The sequence below is a fragment of the Roseibium sp. genome, assembly GCF_048260565.1.
Lineage (GTDB): Bacteria > Pseudomonadota > Alphaproteobacteria > Rhizobiales > Stappiaceae > Roseibium.
In genome coordinates this window covers 65,196-82,219 of sequence record NZ_JBLXGP010000009.1, presented here as the reverse complement: position 1 = coordinate 82,219, position 17,024 = coordinate 65,196, and the positions used below count along the sequence as shown (strand labels likewise).

Annotated in this window: 17 protein-coding genes; 8 read left to right on the top strand and 9 right to left on the bottom strand. The window is 61.5% G+C overall.

The window, feature by feature from the left end:
- Positions 1 to 22 precede the first annotated feature (22 nt).
- The 4 genes from ACN0SO_RS18185 (at position 23) to ACN0SO_RS18170 (ending at position 4,817) form a co-directional block, all read left to right on the top strand.
- Positions 23 to 1,864 (top strand): ABC transporter substrate-binding protein, encoded by a 1,842-nt coding sequence (locus tag ACN0SO_RS18185; protein WP_417680273.1) that lies wholly within the window; start codon positions 23 to 25, stop codon positions 1,862 to 1,864.
- Between the two features lie 92 nt (positions 1,865 to 1,956).
- Complete coding sequence (locus tag ACN0SO_RS18180) at positions 1,957 to 2,982, top strand: ABC transporter permease (RefSeq protein WP_417680139.1); 1,026 nt, start codon at positions 1,957 to 1,959, stop codon at positions 2,980 to 2,982.
- Positions 2,979 to 4,154 carry an ABC transporter permease gene (locus ACN0SO_RS18175; RefSeq protein WP_417680138.1) on the top strand — a complete coding sequence of 392 codons (1,176 nt, stop codon included), beginning with the start codon at positions 2,979 to 2,981 and terminating at the stop codon, positions 4,152 to 4,154. Before ACN0SO_RS18180 ends, ACN0SO_RS18175 begins: the two co-directional genes overlap by 4 nt.
- A gap of 69 nt (positions 4,155 to 4,223) precedes the next feature.
- Complete coding sequence (locus tag ACN0SO_RS18170; protein ID WP_417680137.1) at positions 4,224 to 4,817, top strand: class I SAM-dependent methyltransferase; 594 nt, start codon at positions 4,224 to 4,226, stop codon at positions 4,815 to 4,817.
- A 21-nt stretch (positions 4,818 to 4,838) separates the two neighbouring features.
- On the opposite strand, the gene ACN0SO_RS18165 is transcribed toward ACN0SO_RS18170, so the two are convergent.
- The 5 genes from ACN0SO_RS18165 to ACN0SO_RS18145 all read right to left on the bottom strand — a co-directional run bounded on the left by ACN0SO_RS18165 (position 4,839) and on the right by ACN0SO_RS18145 (position 9,416).
- Complete coding sequence (locus ACN0SO_RS18165) at positions 4,839 to 5,546, bottom strand: ABC transporter ATP-binding protein (protein WP_417680136.1); 708 nt, start codon at positions 5,544 to 5,546, stop codon at positions 4,839 to 4,841.
- Positions 5,543 to 6,298: an ABC transporter ATP-binding protein gene (locus tag ACN0SO_RS18160; RefSeq protein WP_417680135.1), complete on the bottom strand. Its 756-nt coding sequence runs from the start codon at positions 6,296 to 6,298 to the stop codon at positions 5,543 to 5,545. The genes ACN0SO_RS18165 and ACN0SO_RS18160 overlap by 4 nt, the downstream gene beginning before the upstream one ends.
- Positions 6,295 to 7,248, bottom strand: coding sequence for a branched-chain amino acid ABC transporter permease (locus ACN0SO_RS18155; protein ID WP_417680134.1), 954 nt, complete (start codon positions 7,246 to 7,248; stop codon positions 6,295 to 6,297). Before ACN0SO_RS18155 ends, ACN0SO_RS18160 begins: the two co-directional genes overlap by 4 nt.
- Positions 7,245 to 8,129, bottom strand: a complete 885-nt coding sequence (locus ACN0SO_RS18150; protein WP_417680272.1) for a branched-chain amino acid ABC transporter permease — start codon at positions 8,127 to 8,129, stop codon at positions 7,245 to 7,247. Before ACN0SO_RS18150 ends, ACN0SO_RS18155 begins: the two co-directional genes overlap by 4 nt.
- 114 nt (positions 8,130 to 8,243) lie before the next feature.
- On the bottom strand, positions 8,244 to 9,416 hold the full coding sequence (locus ACN0SO_RS18145) for an ABC transporter substrate-binding protein (protein ID WP_417680133.1): 1,173 nt from the start codon (positions 9,414 to 9,416) through the stop codon (positions 8,244 to 8,246).
- A 396-nt stretch (positions 9,417 to 9,812) separates the two neighbouring features.
- On the opposite strand from ACN0SO_RS18145, the gene ACN0SO_RS18140 reads away from it, so the two are divergent.
- The 3 genes from ACN0SO_RS18140 (at position 9,813) to ACN0SO_RS18130 (ending at position 12,897) form a co-directional block, all read left to right on the top strand.
- Complete coding sequence (locus tag ACN0SO_RS18140; protein ID WP_417680132.1) at positions 9,813 to 10,889, top strand: SH3 domain-containing protein; 1,077 nt, start codon at positions 9,813 to 9,815, stop codon at positions 10,887 to 10,889.
- Positions 10,890 to 11,051: 162 nt separating this feature from the next.
- Positions 11,052 to 11,561, top strand: a complete 510-nt coding sequence (locus ACN0SO_RS18135; protein ID WP_417680131.1) for a hypothetical protein — start codon at positions 11,052 to 11,054, stop codon at positions 11,559 to 11,561.
- Between the two features lie 148 nt (positions 11,562 to 11,709).
- A complete protein-coding gene (locus tag ACN0SO_RS18130) occupies positions 11,710 to 12,897 on the top strand; it encodes a lytic murein transglycosylase (RefSeq protein ID WP_417680130.1) in 1,188 nt (395 codons plus the stop codon).
- 25 nt (positions 12,898 to 12,922) lie between these two features.
- Here the strand turns inward: ACN0SO_RS18130 and ACN0SO_RS18125 are convergent, their stop codons facing one another.
- Positions 12,923 to 13,489, bottom strand: a complete 567-nt coding sequence (locus ACN0SO_RS18125) for a cupin domain-containing protein (RefSeq protein ID WP_417680129.1) — start codon at positions 13,487 to 13,489, stop codon at positions 12,923 to 12,925.
- Positions 13,490 to 13,543: 54 nt separating this feature from the next.
- Positions 13,544 to 14,041 carry a redox-sensitive transcriptional activator SoxR gene (gene soxR, locus ACN0SO_RS18120; RefSeq protein WP_417680128.1) on the bottom strand — a complete coding sequence of 166 codons (498 nt, stop codon included), beginning with the start codon at positions 14,039 to 14,041 and terminating at the stop codon, positions 13,544 to 13,546.
- Between the two features lie 82 nt (positions 14,042 to 14,123).
- Here soxR and ACN0SO_RS18115 point away from each other — a divergent pair, with 82 nt between their 5' ends.
- Entirely contained in the window at positions 14,124 to 14,504 is a 381-nt protein-coding gene (locus tag ACN0SO_RS18115; RefSeq protein ID WP_417680127.1) for a VOC family protein, read from the top strand.
- Between the two features lie 135 nt (positions 14,505 to 14,639).
- Here the strand turns inward: ACN0SO_RS18115 and ACN0SO_RS18110 are convergent, their stop codons facing one another.
- Together ACN0SO_RS18110 and ACN0SO_RS18105 are read right to left on the bottom strand one after the other, a co-directional pair.
- Entirely contained in the window at positions 14,640 to 15,407 is a 768-nt protein-coding gene (locus ACN0SO_RS18110) for an SDR family NAD(P)-dependent oxidoreductase (RefSeq protein ID WP_417680126.1), read from the bottom strand.
- Between the two features lie 165 nt (positions 15,408 to 15,572).
- On the bottom strand, positions 15,573 to 16,925 hold the full coding sequence (locus ACN0SO_RS18105; protein ID WP_417680125.1) for an adenylate/guanylate cyclase domain-containing protein: 1,353 nt from the start codon (positions 16,923 to 16,925) through the stop codon (positions 15,573 to 15,575).
- Between the last annotated feature and the right edge of the window lie 99 nt (positions 16,926 to 17,024).

Below are 17,024 nucleotides of genomic sequence, written 5' to 3'. Positions count from 1 at the left end.
CGCCGCCGCTCTGGTCGCGGCAATGATGATCGCCGCACCCGTCAATGCACTCGACTACAAGGAAATTCCCGGCCTGGATCCGAATCTGCCGCCGACCGCGGAACGCGTGCCGGCGGAGCCGCTTGTGGTCGACATGGAGGCCAATGGCCGCGTGACCGGAAAGAACGGCGGTTCGCTTCATACCCTGATCGGCCGGTCCAAGGACGTCCGCCTGATCAATGTCTGGGGATATGCGCGCCTTGTCGGATATAACGAGGCGCTCGACCTCGTGCCGGATATTCTGGAAAGCGTAGATGTCGAAGACGGGCGCGTCTTCACCCTGCATACCCGCAAGGGGCACAAGTGGTCGGACGGCGCGCCGTTTGGCGCAGAGGATTTCCGTTACTTCTACGAGGATATCGTCCTCAACGAAGAGCTGACGCCCTCGGGCCTGCCGCCGTTCCTGCTCGCCAACGGCAAGCCTCCGAAATTCGAGGTTCTGGACGAAACGACCGTTCGTTACACCTGGGAAGACCCCAATCCCCTGTTCCTGCCGGAACTGGCGAAGGCCCGTCCTCCGTTCATCTATCGCCCGGCGCACTACCTGAAGAAGTTCCACGACAAGTACGGCGATCAGGCTTTCATCGAGGCCGAGGCGGCGAAGACCAAGGCACGCGGCTGGGCGCCGCTGCACAACAAAGTGGACGACATGTACAACGCGCGGAACCCGGATCTGCCGACGCTGCAGCCGTGGATGCTGACCTCCGGCGACAACGACCGCCGGATCACGCTGGTCCGCAATCCCTTTTACCACCGTGTCGACAGCACGGGGCAGCAGCTTCCCTATATCGACAAGGTCATCATGACCGTTGCCGACGGAAAGCTGATCGCGGCCAAGACCCAGGCGGGCGAAAGCAACCTCCAGGCCAGGAACCTGAGCTTTTCCGACATCACGGTTCTGAAGCAGGGCGAAGCGCAGCAGAATTACACGACGGCGCTCTGGCCCAACTCGAAGGGGTCGGAAATTTCCATCCTGCCGAACCTGACAACCAATGATCCCGTCTGGCGCAAGCTTCTTCGGGACAGCCGGTTCCGTCATGCCTTGTCGCTCGGGATCGACCGGACTCTGATCAACCGCACGCTTTTCTTCGGCCTTGGCAAGGAAGGCAACGACACGGTCCTGAGCCAAAGCCCGCTCTACAAGGCCGAGTACCGCACCAAATGGGCGAATTACGATCCGGAGAAAGCGAATGCGCTGCTGGATGAAATCGGTCTGACGGAGCGCGACGGCAGCGGGACCCGCATTTTGCCCGACGGCCGTCCCCTGGAAATCATCCTGGAAACCTCCGGCGAACGGCAGGTCGAAGAGGATGCGCTGGAACTGGTGAGCGAAAACTGGAAAGATCTCGGCGTCAAGCTCTTCGTCAAGCCGAGCCAGCGCGACAACCTGCGTGAGCGGGCCGTGTCCGGCGACCTTGTCATGTCGGTCTGGTGGGGTTTCGAAAACGGCATACCGACATCGGAAATGCCGCCGTCGGACTATGCGCCGACCCGCGAGGACGATCTGACGTGGTTCCAATGGGCGGACTATTATGAAACCGCCGAAAAAGGCGGCGAAAAGCCCGATTGGGAGCCGGCGGCACGCCTGATGGAACTCTACAAGTCCTGGCTTGGATCGACCTCCAGGGAAGAGCGGACGAAGATCTGGGAGGAAATGCTGCAGATCCATGCCGATGAAACCATCCACATCGGTCTGGTTTCCGAAGTTCCGCAGCCGGTTGTTATCAACGGAGTGCAGAACGTGCCCCTGACGGCGATCTACGGCTGGGATCCGGGCGCGCAATTCGGCATTCACCGCATGGATGAGTTCTTCATGGCCGACTAAGGCCAATTGAAATCCAAAGATCGATCAGGGTCCGGCCGCCGGACCCTGATCGGAATGACGAAGGGCGCACGGGGGCGCCGGGGGCAGTCTTTATGATTTATTACATAGTGCGGCGGATCCTCACCATGATCCCGACGCTGTTTGTAATCAGCTTTTTGATCTTCTTTATCATTGAACTTCCTGCCGGGGATTACATCTCCAACCAGGTTGCCGCCTTGAAGTCGTCTGGGGAAACTGCCTCGATCGCCAAGCTGGAGTTCATGCGCAAGGAATTTGCGCTCGACCGTCCCTTCTTCGAACGCTACCTGATCTGGGTCGGGCTCTGGCACGGTCCCCATGGCTTCGACGGGCTGCTACAGGGCAACTGGGGCTGGTCGTTCGAATTCGCCAAACCGGTCGAGGACGTGATCGGTCCGACGCTGCCGTTGACCGTTATCTTGAACTTCGCCACGATCCTGTTCGTCTATGTGGTCTCGTTCCCGATCGGAATCTATTCGGCAACGCGGCAATATTCCTGGGGCGACTACGGCTTCACGTTCCTCGGCTACATCGGTCTCGCCACGCCGAACTTCCTGCTCGGACTGATCATGCTTTATCTGTTCAACAGATGGTTCGGCCTGTCGGTCGGCGGCCTGATGGCGCCGGAATATCTCGATCAGCCCTGGAGTGTCGCCAAGGGACTGTCCGTTCTGGCGCACCTGATCGTTCCGACCATCGTGATCGGCACGTCCGGAACGGCCGGCATGATCCGGCGTCTGCGCGCCAATCTGCTTGATGAACTTCATAAGCAATATGTGACGACGGGCCGGGCGAAGGGCCTGAAGGAGCGCCGGCTCCTGGTGAAATATCCGCTCAGGATGGCGCTGAACCCGTTTATCGCCGATATCGGCAACCTGATCCCGTCCCTGGTCTCCGGATCGGTCATTGTCTCCGTGGTTCTGAACCTGCCGACCGTCGGTCCGGTCCTTCTGACCGCTCTGCAGTCGCAGGATCAGTACCTGGCGGGTTTCGTCCTGCTTTTCGTTGCCGTTCTGACCCTCTTCGGCATGCTGGTCTCCGATCTGCTGCTGGCGGTACTTGATCCCCGAATTCGTCTTGGGGGGAGGGCTGCGTCATGACCGGAACACGTACGGAAAATGAAAATGCGGTCGAGCATTATGTCGACCCGACGCCGTTCAATCCGGCAACGACCGAAGCGCTGACGCCCGAGCAGGAACGCTACTACCAGGCGTCCCAGTGGAAGATCATGTGGTGGAAGTTCAAGCGCCACAAGATCGCGGTCTGGTCCGGCGTGGTGCTGATCCTGTTCTATCTTTGCGTGCCGTTTGCCGAAGTCATCGCGCCCTATACGCCGAACACCCGCGACAGCCTGCACCTCTATGCGCCGCCCCAGCCGTTGCATCTTTTCCACGAGGGCAAGTTCGTCGGCCCCTTCGTCTACGGCATGAAGTCCGAAATCGACATGACCGCGATGAAGTGGGTGTTTACGCCCGATCCGACCCAGGTTCAGCCGGTCCGCTTCTTCTGCCGGGGTGACAATTACAAGTTCTGGGGGCTGTTCACCGCCGACTTCCACCTGTTCTGTCCGGCCAAGGGGGGAACCCTGTTTCTGGCCGGTACAGACCGGCTCGGTCGGGACCAGCTTTCGGGCCTGATCTACGGCGCGCGCCTGTCGCTCACCGTCGGTCTGGTCGGTGTCGCGATTTCGATCGTCCTCGGCCTGTTCTTCGGCGGGATCGCCGGTTATTTCGGCGGTATCCTGGACAGCGCGATCCAGCGCCTGATCGAGATCATGCGCTCCCTGCCGGAACTGCCTTTGTGGATGGCGCTGTCGGCTGCCCTACCGGTGACCTGGAGCCCGGTCTGGATCTATTTCGGCCTGACCATCATCCTGGGCCTGCTCGACTGGCCGGGGCTTGCCCGCGCCGTGCGTTCCAAGCTGCTCTCCCTGCGCGAAGAGGAATACGCCAAGGCGGCCGTCCTGATGGGGGCAAAACCCGGGCGCGTGATCGGGCGTCACCTGTTGCCCGGCTTCACCAGCCACATCATCGCTTCCGCGACCCTGTCGATTCCCTCCATGATCCTCGGCGAAACGGCGCTCTCCTTCCTGAACCTCGGGCTCAGGCGGCCGTCCGTTTCCTGGGGCGTCCTGCTCAACGAGGCGCAGAATATCTCGGTCGTCACCGTCTATCCCTGGCTGATGGCGCCGGTTATTCCGATCATCATCGTCGTGCTCGCCTTCAATTTCCTCGGTGACGGTTTGCGCGACGCGGCAGATCCCTATAAGTGATCGTCTGATAGCTTGACTGCGCCCGGACGTGCCTCGTGTGCGCCGGGCGCCATGAGAACCGGAGAAACCATGTCGAAGAATGCCAGTACCGCCGAAGGTTGGGACGAGGAATACGAAGCAGGCCGCTGGGCCTTTCTGCGCTCTCTTCCCGAAAGCGGCCGCTACGGCATCATCGGCATGTGGCTGAGCCTGACAGACACGCTGTCGGACGTGCTCGATATCGGCTGCGGCGAGGGGCTTCTCTACGAACGCCTGGCACCCATGGGGCTCAAGCGCTACGTCGGCATGGATCTGGCGCCCGCCGCGCTGGAAATCGCCAATGTCGACCCGAAGATCGCCGCCCTTCGTGCCGGCGACATGCACAGCTTCGAGCCGGAGCCGGGCGAGACCTTTTCCGCCATCGTCTTCAACGAGGTCCTGCATTTCGCCGAGGATCCGGGCGCCGTTGTTGCGCGTTACGTGCCGTTCCTGAAGGAGGACGGCGTCATTGCCCTGTCCATGTACTCACCCAAGCGCCCCGAAAGCGGCGCCAACAAGCTGATTGCCCGGCTCTGGGAAGCGACTGACGACGAGACGAAATGGGACGTCCTCGACGACTACCGTCTGGTCTCCGACAAGAAAGGCGTCACCTGGCGGATGCGGCTGGTCAAGCCGGTCCGATAGATCTCCTGACGTCGATCAGCCTCAAGTACTCAGGAAACGCGCCTTGATGGTCGGGTCGGCCGCAAGTTCGGCGCTGCTGCCTGTCCAGACCGTGTTGCCCTTCTCGATGATCACGTGCCGGTCGGCGAGCTTTTCCAGGGCGGAAACCGTCTTGTCGACCACCAGAATGGCCTGGCCGTGGTCCTTGAGCCCTTTCAGGCAGGCCCAGATTTCGGCGCGGATCAGCGGGGCCAGGCCTTCGGTCGCCTCGTCGAGGATCAAAAGCTTCGGATTGGTCATCAGCGCCCGGCCAATGGCGAGCATTTGCTGTTCGCCGCCGGAAAGCTGGTTGCCGAAATTGCGCCGGCGTTCTTCGAGGCGGGGAAACAGGCCGTAGACGGTCTTGAGCGTCCAGGCATTCCCGGCACGCCGGGCAGCCGTGGCGACGAGATTCTCCTCGACCGTCAGGTTCGGAAACACCTGCCGGCCTTCCGGAACCAGTCCGAGGCCGGTCTGCGCAACCCGGTAGGAGGGTTTCCCGGCCATATCCGTACCGTCGATGCGGATCGCGCCGGCGTCCGCCTTGAGCATGCCGAGAACAGTCTTGATCGTCGTCGTCTTTCCCATGCCGTTGCGGCCCATCAGGGTCACGACCTCACCCGGGTTGACGGTCAGCGAGATATCGAACAGGACCCGGCTGTCGCCGTATCCTGCCTGAAGGTTTTCAACCTCGAGAAGCGGCGCACTCATGCGGTCTCGTCCTCCCCGAGATAGGCTTCGCGAACCTTCGCGTCGTTGCGGATTTCGTCGGGTGTTCCGGTTGCGATGATGCCGCCATAGACGAGAACCGAGATCCGGTTCGCGAGCTGGAACACCGCGTCCATGTCATGTTCCACCAGAAGCATGGGAATGGTAGCCTTGAGGCTCTGCAGGACCTCCACCAGGTTTTTCGTTTCTTCCGGTCCGGTCCCGGCCATGGGTTCGTCCAGAAGAAGCAGTTTCGGCTCGCCTGCCAGGGCGATCGCCAATTCCAGCACTCGCTTCTCGCCATGGCTGAGATCGCCCGCGCGGATGTTCGCTCGGTGGGACAGCCCGACCGTCTTGAGAATACCGAGTGCCTTGCTGTTGAGGCCTTCGTCCGACGTTGCCGGTTTGAAGAAGTGGAATGAATGTCCCTGATGCGCCTGAACGCCGAGGGCGACATTTTCCAGGACGGAGAACTCCGGCAGGATCGCGGTAATCTGGAACGAGCGGCCGAGGCCGAGTTGCGCCCGCCGTGCCACCGGCAGGGCGGTCACTTCGCGGCCCGCGAAAATCACCTTGCCGCTGTCGGAGTGGACATTGCCCGCGATCTGGCCGATCAGCGTCGTCTTGCCGGCACCGTTCGGACCGATCACCGCATGGATTTCGCCCGGTAAAACCTCGAGCGACAGATCTTTCGTCACCCGCAGGGCGCCATAAGCCTTGTTGAGGTTCTTCAACTGGAGAATGGGAGCGGTCATGACTTTTCGCCTCCCTTCAGCAGGCCCAGAAGACCGCCCTTGCCGTAGAGCACCACCAGGATCAGGAGCGGGCCGAAGATCAGCCGCCAGTGCTCGGTATAGCTGGAGAGCACTTCCTCCATCGCCAGATAGGCAATGGCGCCGAGAATGGCGCCGTGCAGCGACCCAAGGCCACCGAGGATCACCATGACGATCAGTTCGCCGGACCGCTGCCAGGACATATAGGCGGGCGAAACGAATTCCGACTGGTTGGCCATCAGCGCACCGGCAAGCCCGGCGATCATGCCGGCGATGACATAAGCGGCCAGCCGGTAGCGGTAGGGATCGATGCCGATGGCATGAAGCCGAGCCTCGCTCTGTTTGGCGCCCGTGAGCACCCGCCCGAAGCGGGAGGCGGCGATCCGCTTCAGAAGCAGCGTGACGGCCAGCAGCACCCCGAAAACCAGATAGTAGAACGAGGTGTCGTCGGAAAAGAGTGCCGTGCCGAAGAATTCGCTACGGCTCCACAGGGTCAGCCCGTCATCGCCGCCATAGGCGGAGAGCGACGTGGCGGTGAAATAGGCCATCTGCCCGAAGGCGAGCGTGATCATGATGAAATAGACGCCGCGCGTCCTCAACGAGATCGCACCGGTGACCAGGGCGAACAGGCCCGATACCAGCACGGCCACCGGGAACGAAATCCATGCGGCCCAGATATCGCTGTCGGCCAGAATGCCGACCGCATAGGCCCCGAGGCCCAGATAGGCGGCATGGCCGAAGCTGACCATGGCGCCGAGACCGAGGATGAAATCGAGGCTGACGGCAACGATGGCCAGCACCAGAATGCGCGTGAAGAACAAAAGGAGGAACCGGTCATCCATGATGGTCGCATAGACGGGCACCAGGGCCAGCAGCGAGAACAGGAGGACCGGAACGATCCGGTTGCGGAAAAGGGAGGGGGTGCCGGTCATGCGCTTCTGACCGGAAACAGGCCGCTCGGGCGGAAAAACAGGACGCCTGCCATCAGGATGTAGATCAGCATGGAGGCAATGGCGGGACCGACATCATTGGCGGCCGACGGCGGCAGGACGAGCCGGGCGATGTCGGTTGCGAAGGACCGCCCGAGCGTATCGACAAGGCCGATCAGGAGGGCCGACAGAAAAGCGCCGCGGATCGAGCCGATGCCGCCGATCACGATCACCACGAAGGCCAGGATCAGGAGATTGTCGCCCATGCCCGGTTCCACCGACAGGATCGGCGCCGCCATGATGCCGGCAAAGCCTGCCAGCATGGCGCCGAAGCCGAAGACGATCATGAAGAGCCGGCGGATGTTGACCCCCAGCGCTGCCACCATCGGTGCATTGCTGGCGCCCGCTCGCACCAGCATGCCGACACGGGTCCGCGTCACCAGCACATAAAGCAGGACGGCCACGCCAAGCCCGGCAGCCAGCAGGGCCAGCCGATAGACCGGGTAATTGAAATTCTCCATTAGCCGGATGGAGCCGTCCAGCAGTTCCGGGACCGGAACGGAGAGCGGTGCGGCTCCCCAGATGGCCTTCACGGCTTCGTTGAGGAACAGGATCACGCCGAAGGTGGCAAGCACCTGGTCCAGATGATCCCGGTCGTAGAGATGGCGGAAGACCAGAAACTCCAGCAGCAGGCCGCAGGCAAGTGCTGCCAGTAGCGCCAGCGGGAGGGTCAGCCAGAACGAGCCGGTGAGCTTGTAGGCAGCCACAGCCAGATAGGCGCCGAGCATGTACTGGACACCGTGGGCGAGATTGATGAAGTCCATGACGCCGAAGACCAGCGTCAGCCCGGCCGCGATCAGAAACAGAAGGATGCCGAGCTGCATTCCGTTCAGGGTCTGAACGGCCAGAAGTGTCGTGCTCAAAACGAAGTGTCCGGTCGATTGAGGTCGTATGGGGAAGAGCCCGGACACACGGCCCGGTCTCTTCCGCGGTGGTTATTACATGCGGCAGGAGCCGGCATAGGCGTCGCCGAAGTCGTCAAAGACCTTCTCGACAGCCTCCGTCACATAGCCGTTTCCGTCCTTGACCGCTTTCGTCAGATAAAAGTCCTGGATCGGGAACTGGTTGGTGTTGAACTTGAAGTCGCCGCGCACGCTTTCGAACGGAGCCGCGTTCAGAGCCGACAGAAGGGCCGTCTTGTCCTTGATACCGGCCATGCCGACCGCCCCGTCGATCAGCTGAGCTGCGTCATAGCCCTGGGCGGCGTAAAGGGAGGGCGCATAACCGTATTCCGCCTTGAAATCCCGCACGAACCTGGCGTTTGCCGGATTGTCGAGGTTCGGAGCCCATTCGGCGCCCGAATAAAGACCGACGGCCAGATCCTTGGTGGCCGGCAGCGTCGTCTCGTCGACGGTGAAAGTGGACAGGAACGGGATCACGTCCTTGAGGCCGGCCTGGGAGTACTGCTTCACCAGGTTCACGCCCATGCCCCCCGGCATGAAGGTGAAGATCGCGTCCGGTTTCAGGTCCGCGATGCGGGCGAGTTCCGCGGAGAAGTCGAGCTGGCCGAGTTTGGTGTAGACTTCGGCCGCGATTTTGCCGGTGTAATGGCGCTTGAAGCCGGCGATGGCGTCCTTGCCCGCCTGGTAGTTCGGCGCAATGACGACCATCTTCTCATAGCCCTTCTGGCTGGCGTAGCGGCCCATGACCTCGTGGTTCTGGTCGTTCTGATAGGAAGTGGAGAAGAAGTACTTGCTGCAGCCCTTGCCGGCGATCGGAGACGGGCCCGCATTGGCGCCGATGAAGATCGTTTCTGATTGAATGACCGGCTTGTAGACCGCCATCATGACGTTGGAGAAGACGACGCCGGCCATAAAGTCGACCTTGTCGCGCTCCAGAAGTCCCTGAACCTTGGTCAGCGCCGTATCGGGTTTCAGTTCATCGTCAACCACGATGACCTCGGTCTCCATCCCGCCGAGCTTGCCGCCGGCCTGTTTGACGCCGAGCAGAAAGCCGTCCCGCATGTGCTGGCCCAGGACCGCCGGCGGACCCGACAGGGTGGCCAGGAAACCGATTTTCAGGCTTTCGGCGCTGGCCGGGGCGGTGGCTGCTCCAAGACCGGCGAGGCCGATCGATGCGCCAACCGCAAGCGCGGACAGAATGTGTTTCATGATAGTCTTCCCCTCTTGAATTCCTGATTGGGCAGTTTCCCGACTCATTTGTTTTTCTTCAGGGTTCTGCCGGCTCAGAGCCAGATTAATAGCAAGGCAGTCCGGCACACAATCGTTCAGACTTCGCAAACGGCGAAAGCGGCTCCCGCCTGATCGTGCTTTCCGTCCAGACCCTCCTTTCGACATCCAGCATATGTTTTAAGCTTAAAATATTTACCGGGTCTTCCGCAAGCGTCCTGCCGTTCGGAGCAACAGAAAATGTCATGCGAATACCAGACGCTCGCCCGATTTCGGTCCGGATACCGCCACATAGGCGCGAATTAATGAGAGTCCGGGTAGGGGGAAATGGCGTTCGAGTGCGATGACATTGCGCTCGGCAGGTCCACGGAGGGCACCATGTTCAAATATTCCGCGCCATCCGCGCAGCCGATCGTTGCGCCCGAATTTCACAGTAATCCCGACTTCTCGAAAGAAGGGCACGAAAAGACCCGGGAGCGTCCGGAATTGGCGGTCGTCCGGGCGCCTGCCGCAGCACCGCCCCGTTTGCGAGGTGGCGAAGCTGAAGACGACGGCGATCTGATGATCCCGGACGTTCTGCGAAAGCCGCCGGTGGTCCCCATCAGCGAATTCGCTGAAAACGCCGGGGACAAGCTTGCCGAACCACGTTTCCGCCTGTCGCCGATTGCGGCTGCCTCGGTTGCCGGGCTGCTGCTTGTTGTTGCTGCGGGAACGACGATTTACGCCGCTGGTCATCTGTCGAACCGGAACGCCGGGACGATTGCCGTAAAGACGGTGTCGCTTGAAGGGCAGACTTCAACGGACCAGACACAGGCGACCGGGACAGTCGTATCCGCCCCGGTACAGGCGAAAGGTTTGGGCAAAACGGGGTTTGACCTGCGGTTCAGTTCCGCAAAGGCGGCGGAAGCCAATTCGGAAGCGATCAGGATAAAGATCAAGAACCAGGACCGTCTCGCAAAAATACCGCTGGAAGGGACCGGAAATGCCGGCGCCGTCAGGCAGGCGGGGGCATCGGAACGTTCCCTCGCCCGGTCGTCTCCGCCTGTTCTCGGTTACGCATCGGTCCCCAATCCTCATGCGGGCCGGGATGATGCCCAGCGGGCGATTTCTTCCGCCGCGCGCAAGTCGTCATCGGTAGGCTTCGGAAATGCGGTGCAGGAAGGACCAGGCGAGGCAGCCAGCGAGACCGAAATTGCCACAGCGGCACCTGTCGTCACGCCTGGCTTCCCGGCAAACTCTGAAAATACATTGGCGGCGGGGCCGATGACGGAAACCTCGACGGTGACGGCCGACGTCAATCTTCGCAGCGCGGCCGAAAAGGACGCTCCGGTTCTGACGGTCGTGCCGAAAGGGACCTCGGTCGGTGTCGGATCCTGCGATAATTGGTGGTGTGCCGTAAACATCGGTGGTCAGACCGGCTTTGTCGGTAAGAAATATGTCGACGGCAAGGGATAACGTTCACGGGAACAGAGGAATCTGGCCGGGATTGAAAAGTATCCGGATGTTAGGATTTCGGACCTAACATCCGGCTTGCATGTTCCCGCGACAGACAAGGGTGAGGCAAGCCGGATGAAACACACTCCGGCCGACCAAACCAAAAAGTCGAGAGAGGTTCCCATGATCGGATCCGAACCGGATTATCTTCATTCCGCCCAGGCCGCGAAATTCAGTCTGAGGTCGCTTGCCATGCTGTTGGCCGCGACATCGGTCCTGCTTGGCACGGCGCAGAGCCACGCCGGCGGCAGTATCTCAAGTTGCGAAGACTACGCACGAGACTATGCCGACGCCCACGCAGGCAGTGGCGACCCGACGGGGGACATGGTCGACGAGGGTATGCGCGGCGCCATTGTCGGAGGCGCATGGGCCGGTCGCAGCGGCGCGCGACGTGGCGCGCGTGCCGGAGCTGCGCTGAGCGTCCTGGATAACATGGGGTCGACGCCCGAAGGCTGGCAGTCGCTTTACGATATGGCCTACCAGATGTGCGTCAATGAAAACTCTCCGGCGAATTACCAACCGGACCCGACGGTAAGCCCGAACGTCACGCCCGGCTGTACGTCTTCGGCGACCACTCAGCCGATCCCGCCATTGCCGGATGGAACAATCCGTGCGGGTAGCGGCTGCCCCTGAGTGAAAGGTGCGCTGTTTTCCTGCTGTTTGGCCTGTGTCTCCGTGGAGAATTCCTGAAAGCCTGTTGACGTTGTGGATACGGCAACGTCAACTGTGCCCGAAAATCTTGTCTGTTTTGCCCTGAATGTCGTTCGATCAGAGACCGCCCATGAACCTTCTCTCGCGCACCGCCGTTTCCGTCCTTGCCGGCCTTACGGTCGCAGTTGCTTCGCCAGCTTTTGCCAAAGTCCCCTGCGGTGGCGACTTCAGGCAGTTTCTGGAAGGCGTCAAGCAGGAGGCGGTCGCCTCCGGCCTGTCGGCGCGGGCAGCGGACCGCACGCTTTCCGGGGCGCAGATCGATCGCAAGGTCCTGTCCCGCGACCGGGCGCAAGGGGTGTTCAAGCTGGACTTCCTGACCTTCTCCAAGCGCGCCATCTCAAGTTACCGGCTGCAGCACGGCGCCTCCAATATGAAAAAGTGGGCTCGCGTCTTTAACCGCGCGGAAAAGGACTACGGCGTTCCCGCGCCGGTGATTACCGCTTTCTGGGCGCTGGAAACCGATTATGGCGGGTACCAGGGCGATTTCAATACGGTGAACGCATTGGCGACCCTGTCCCATGACTGCCGCAGGCCGCACTTGTTCCGGCCTCAGCTGATCGCGGCGATCGAAATGGTCCAGCATGGCGATCTCGACCCGCGCGGCACCACCGGGGCCTGGGCCGGCGAGATCGGCCAGGTGCAGATGCTGCCGGCCGATATCATCCGCTTCGGCGTGGACGGCGACAATGACGGGCACGTCAACGTCAAGGCCAGTTCCGCCGATGCGATCCTGACCGGCGCCAACTTCATTCAGCATCTGGGCTGGAAGCGCGGCGAGCCCTGGCTGCAGGAAGTCAGTCTTCCCGGCAATTTCCCGTGGGAAACGACTGGACTCGATCAGCGCCGGAACGGCAGCGAATGGGCTGGTATGGGTGTGAAGGCGCGCCAGGGCTCGATCGCCAACGTGCCTGCGGCATTGATCCTGCCCCAGGGGCGCAAGGGACCGGCGTTTCTCGCCTATCGGAACTTCGACATCTATCTGGAATGGAACCAGTCCTTCGTCTACACGACGACAGCGGCCTATCTGGCGACCCGCCTGGGCGGCGCGCAGGTCTATAACCACGGCAATCCGGAGCCGGGCCTGAGCGATCCGCAGATGAAACAGCTCCAGACGAAGCTTCAGGGCCTCGGCTATGACGTCGGCAAGATCGACGGCATCCTCGGTTCGGGCACGCGCCATGCGGTGCAGGAGGTGCAGAAGAAACTCGGGATGCCTGCGGACGGTTGGCCGACGGAGGATCTGCTTGCGCGGCTGTAAAAGCCGCGCGGCTTGAAACCCGGGCTCACTGCGAGCCGCTTGGTGCCTTTTCCGGGATCGTCGGCTTGTCGCCGTCTCCGGTGAGAAACACCGCAAGGATACGCACGGGGGTCGTGCCCGTGTTATGCCCCTGATGGGTCACGTGCATGGCCTCCAGGAAGCCGTCGCCCGGTTTGTAGTGGCGTTCGCCGATGCCTTCATAGGTCACCGTGAGGTCCCCTTCCAGGATATAGGCGTAAAGAGGGGTGCCGTGCTGGTGCCAGGCGGTCTTCTCGCCCGGTTCCATTGTGACGATCAGGGACTTGATACCCGGATTTTCCACCGGAAAGCTCACCTTCTCGCCGGCGATGGTGGTGTCGCCGGTGAAGACGTCGATGACCTTCTTGTAAGGTGTTTCGGCGGGAGCCTCGGCGGGTTTTTCTTCCGAAGCGGGCAGCTTCGGCTTTTGAACGGCCGGCGGCTCCGGCGACTTGGGTTTTGCGGCCGGTGAAATCGAGACATCTGCCGCATGTGACATTGACGTCACCGCCGGCAGGCCCGGGATCGCAAGCACTGCGACGGCGGCCAAGAGGCGAATGTGATTGCAAACCATGTTTTGTCTCCCGCTCTGTTGGCAGAAGACTAGCCGCAGACATGAAAAAAGAAGTTACCGTCCCGTCTTTTCCTGATCGGCCTGCTCCAGGTCGGAAGGCGAGGGTCCGATCACGAAACGCGGTCCCGTCCCGCTGTGGCCGGCGCGGTCTTGCGGATTGTAAAGCGCACAGCTTTCCAGCGAGAGGCAACCGCAGCCGATGCAGCCGTCGAGGCGATCACGCAACCGGTTAAGGGTTTCGATCTTCCTGTCGAGATGACCGCGGAAAGTCCGGCTGATCCGCGTCCAGTCCCGTTTCGTCGGTGTTCTGCCTTCCGGCAGGGACTTCAGGTGATCGGCGATTTCGGCGATGGTGAAGCCGAATTCCTGGGCGATCAGCACGAAGGAAAGCCGGCGGATATCGGAGCGCAGGAACCGGCGCTGGCCGCCGGCATTGCGCGCCGGCGTCACCAGCCCTTTCGTCTCGTAAAAACGGATCGCGGACACGGACAGGCCGGTCCGTGCCGCCAGGTCGCCGATCGAAAGCAGGTCGCTGCCTCTGGTGCGTGCCATAATTTTTTGCCTACCCCTTGACCTCAAGTAAGGTTTAGGTCGTAGATCAGGAACCTGTTCAAGTCAAACAGGAGGAAGGCCGATGGCCGAAGCATTTCTGGAACACGTCAACATCACCGTCAGCGACCCGTTGAAAACCGCGCAAAGGCTCGCCGATCTTTTTGGCTGGCATGTCCGCTGGCAGGGCGAAGCCAAGGCCGGTGGCTTCACGGTTCATGTCGGCAACGGCAGTTCCTATGTGGCGGTCTATTCGCTCGGAAAGCCGAAGGATCCGCCGGACAGCTACACCACACGGGGCGGGCTCAACCATGTCGGCGTCGTCGTCGACGACCTGGATGCGACCGAGGAGAGGGTCAAGGCCATGGGCTATACGCCGCACAACCACGCCGACTACGAACCGGGTCGCCGCTTCTACTTCGACGATGACGACGGCATCGAGTTCGAAGTGGTGAGCTACCCCTAGGGACCGGTTGCCCGGCCGCGCGGGTGAGTGTGCCGGAAACAGTCATGATGCGCATGCAAAAGGCGGCTTGAGGACAAGCCGCCTTTTGCGTGAATTCTGGCGATCCCCTTCTGGCCTGAGGCCAGAAGCACAGACCTACCGGGGCGCCATGCGGATGGCGCCGTCGAGACGGATGGTTTCGCCGTTCAGCATGTCGTTTTCGCAGATAGACTTGACGAGTTGGGCATACTCCTTTGCCCGTCCCAGACGGGAGGGGAAGGGCACCTGCTGGCCGAGACTGTCCTGCACTTCCTGGGACAGGCCGAGCAGCATGGGGGTTTCGAAAATGCCCGGTGCGATGGTCATGACACGGATGCCCGCCTTGGACAGGTCGCGGGCGACCGGCAGGGTCATGCCGGCGATCCCGGCCTTTGAAGCCGCATAGGCGACCTGTCCGATCTGACCGTCAAAGGCGGCGACGGAAGCGGTGGATACGATCACGCCGCGCGCGCCGTCCTCGTTCAGCGGCTCCAGTTCCGCCATGGCGGTGGACGACAGCGCAATGCAGCGGAAGGAGCCGACCAGATTGACGGCAATCACCTTCTCGAACATGTCCATCGGATGGGGTTCGCCGCGCGAGGTGGTCTTGGCGACCGGGGCGATCCCGGCGCAGTTGACCAGAATGCGCTCTGTCCCGTGGGCCGCACGGGCGGTCGCAAAGCCGGCCTCGACGCTTGCCTGGTCGGTGACATCGACACTGACGAACAGGCCGCCGATTTCTTTTGCGACCGCTTCGCCCTGCGTCTGGTCGCGGTCGAACAGCGCCACCTTGACGCCCTCTGAAGCCAGCATACGTGCCGTTGCGGCACCCAGGCCGGATGCCCCGCCGGTGACCACCGCGGCGATTTTATCGTTAAGTTGCATATTGCCTCCGCACCAATCTCAATAAGATATTGATATTACGTCATATTTTTTATTCTTATTACTTTGACGTAAACTGAAGGTCGGAAACTGGCCTGAAATACACGTCAGGTCAAGGGCAGAAATACAATTGCGAATGCAACCGGCGGGATGAAATCGCCCGATGCTCTAAGCGAGCACCTTGAGGTCCAATGGGACGGCAAGACCGCTGATCGGGCGGGACATGCGGTCCTGCGCAGGCGTCCCGTCATACCCCTGGGCAACGGCCAGGTCCCAGGTCGCGGCATCGGTGAGTGCCTGGGAGGCTTCCTGCTTGTTGGCGTCTTCCAGTTTGGCGGCGCGGTTGACTGCGTCTCCGATGACTGTGAATTCGAGGCGGTCATGGGCGCCGACGACACCCACGGTCACAGGACCGGCGGCAACGGCCGTCCCGATCCTGAAGTCGCCCGGCCAGCCCGCAGCCTGAAACAGGTCCTTGTTGTCCCGGGTCGCCAGGACAACCGCCCGGGCGGCTCTGAGGGCATCCGCGGCGTAGGTCTCTGACGGCTGGATCGCGCCGAAGGTCGCCAGGATGCCGTCGCCGAGGAACTTGTCCACACGGCCGCCGGCCCGTTCGATTACGGCGACTGACGTATCCTGATAGGCGGCCAGCACGGCCATGACTTTTTCAGGCGGCAGGTTGCTGGCCGTCCGGGTAAAGTTGCGGACGTCCACATAGAGAATGGCCGCGTCCCGCAAGACGCCTTCGCCGGCCTGCAACCGGTCTTCGGCGCCCGTGATGGAAGCGGCAACCTCCGGCGCGAAGAAGCGGCGAAGGTCGCTTGCCGCCGTCTGTTCCCGTATGGAGGCCATCATCATCTTCCGGCCCCGGTAGAGCGCGGCGGTAAGGATCGCGGTCACCGTGATGATGACGACGGTCTTGTCCAGTTCCGCACCGATCAGAATGGAATTGCTGGTCAGGTATTCGACATAGTTTCGGGTGACGCGCATGCCGCCCATGTCCGCGACAACCGCATAGAGCACAAGGCCGACCCAGCCGCACACCGCGACGAAGCCGGTGGTCAGCACGAAGCGCGGATCGAAGCGCAGGGCGCGAAGGCTGATGAAGATGAACATGTACATCAGCGTCGGCGCCTTCAGATAGAAGGTCGGGTGCTGATTGTACTGGATATGGAAGGAATAGATCAGGCCGACCAGCAGCGCCATGTCGACGCCGATGGAGACGATCAGATACCAGGTCGGCAGGATGATCCGGTACGAGAGAACCAGCCGGACGAGTGTGAAAAGAAAATAGATACCAAGCGCAAGCGGAACGAAATTGAACCCGGCGGTACCTTCGGCGCGCGGGGCAATGGCGTAAAGAGTGGAGAAGAACAGGACAAGGGCAAGCTGAACCCAGCCGATCAGCCGCTCCGACTCCGCTTCGCGCTTCCGGAATTCGACACGGACCCGTTCGGGTATTCCCGTTTCCGGAAGTCCGCCGCGAAAAATCGATCTGACCGTATCTCGAATTCCCGCCATCGCCGTCTCGCCTGTTTCGTATCGGGCATGATACGGTAGTTTCGTCCGGAATTGGACGGTTTGCGGGCGACGGCAAGCCTTCTTCACGCTTTGTGATCC

Bases quoted from the DNA above. Each gene is read 5' to 3' on its own strand.
- ACN0SO_RS18110 (WP_417680126.1), bottom strand. From the start codon at position 15,407: ATGCAACTTAACGATAAAATCGCCGCGGTGGTCACCGGCGGGGCATCC.
- ACN0SO_RS18175 (WP_417680138.1), top strand. From the start codon at position 2,979: ATGACCGGAACACGTACGGAAAATGAAAATGCGGTCGAGCATTATGTC.
- ACN0SO_RS18125 (WP_417680129.1), bottom strand. From the start codon at position 13,489: ATGGTTTGCAATCACATTCGCCTCTTGGCCGCCGTCGCAGTGCTTGCG.
- ACN0SO_RS18130 (WP_417680130.1), top strand. From the start codon at position 11,710: ATGAACCTTCTCTCGCGCACCGCCGTTTCCGTCCTTGCCGGCCTTACG.
- ACN0SO_RS18180 (WP_417680139.1), top strand. From the start codon at position 1,957: ATGATTTATTACATAGTGCGGCGGATCCTCACCATGATCCCGACGCTG.
- ACN0SO_RS18140 (WP_417680132.1), top strand. From the start codon at position 9,813: ATGTTCAAATATTCCGCGCCATCCGCGCAGCCGATCGTTGCGCCCGAA.
- ACN0SO_RS18165 (WP_417680136.1), bottom strand. From the start codon at position 5,546: ATGAGTGCGCCGCTTCTCGAGGTTGAAAACCTTCAGGCAGGATACGGC.
- ACN0SO_RS18105 (WP_417680125.1), bottom strand. From the start codon at position 16,925: ATGGCGGGAATTCGAGATACGGTCAGATCGATTTTTCGCGGCGGACTT.
- ACN0SO_RS18115 (WP_417680127.1), top strand. From the start codon at position 14,124: ATGGCCGAAGCATTTCTGGAACACGTCAACATCACCGTCAGCGACCCG.
- ACN0SO_RS18160 (WP_417680135.1), bottom strand. From the start codon at position 6,298: ATGACCGCTCCCATTCTCCAGTTGAAGAACCTCAACAAGGCTTATGGC.
- ACN0SO_RS18145 (WP_417680133.1), bottom strand. From the start codon at position 9,416: ATGAAACACATTCTGTCCGCGCTTGCGGTTGGCGCATCGATCGGCCTC.
- ACN0SO_RS18135 (WP_417680131.1), top strand. From the start codon at position 11,052: ATGATCGGATCCGAACCGGATTATCTTCATTCCGCCCAGGCCGCGAAA.
- ACN0SO_RS18185 (WP_417680273.1), top strand. From the start codon at position 23: ATGATGATCGCCGCACCCGTCAATGCACTCGACTACAAGGAAATTCCC.
- ACN0SO_RS18155 (WP_417680134.1), bottom strand. From the start codon at position 7,248: ATGACCGGCACCCCCTCCCTTTTCCGCAACCGGATCGTTCCGGTCCTC.
- soxR (WP_417680128.1), bottom strand. From the start codon at position 14,041: ATGGCACGCACCAGAGGCAGCGACCTGCTTTCGATCGGCGACCTGGCG.
- ACN0SO_RS18150 (WP_417680272.1), bottom strand. From the start codon at position 8,129: ATGCAGCTCGGCATCCTTCTGTTTCTGATCGCGGCCGGGCTGACGCTG.
- ACN0SO_RS18170 (WP_417680137.1), top strand. From the start codon at position 4,224: ATGTCGAAGAATGCCAGTACCGCCGAAGGTTGGGACGAGGAATACGAA.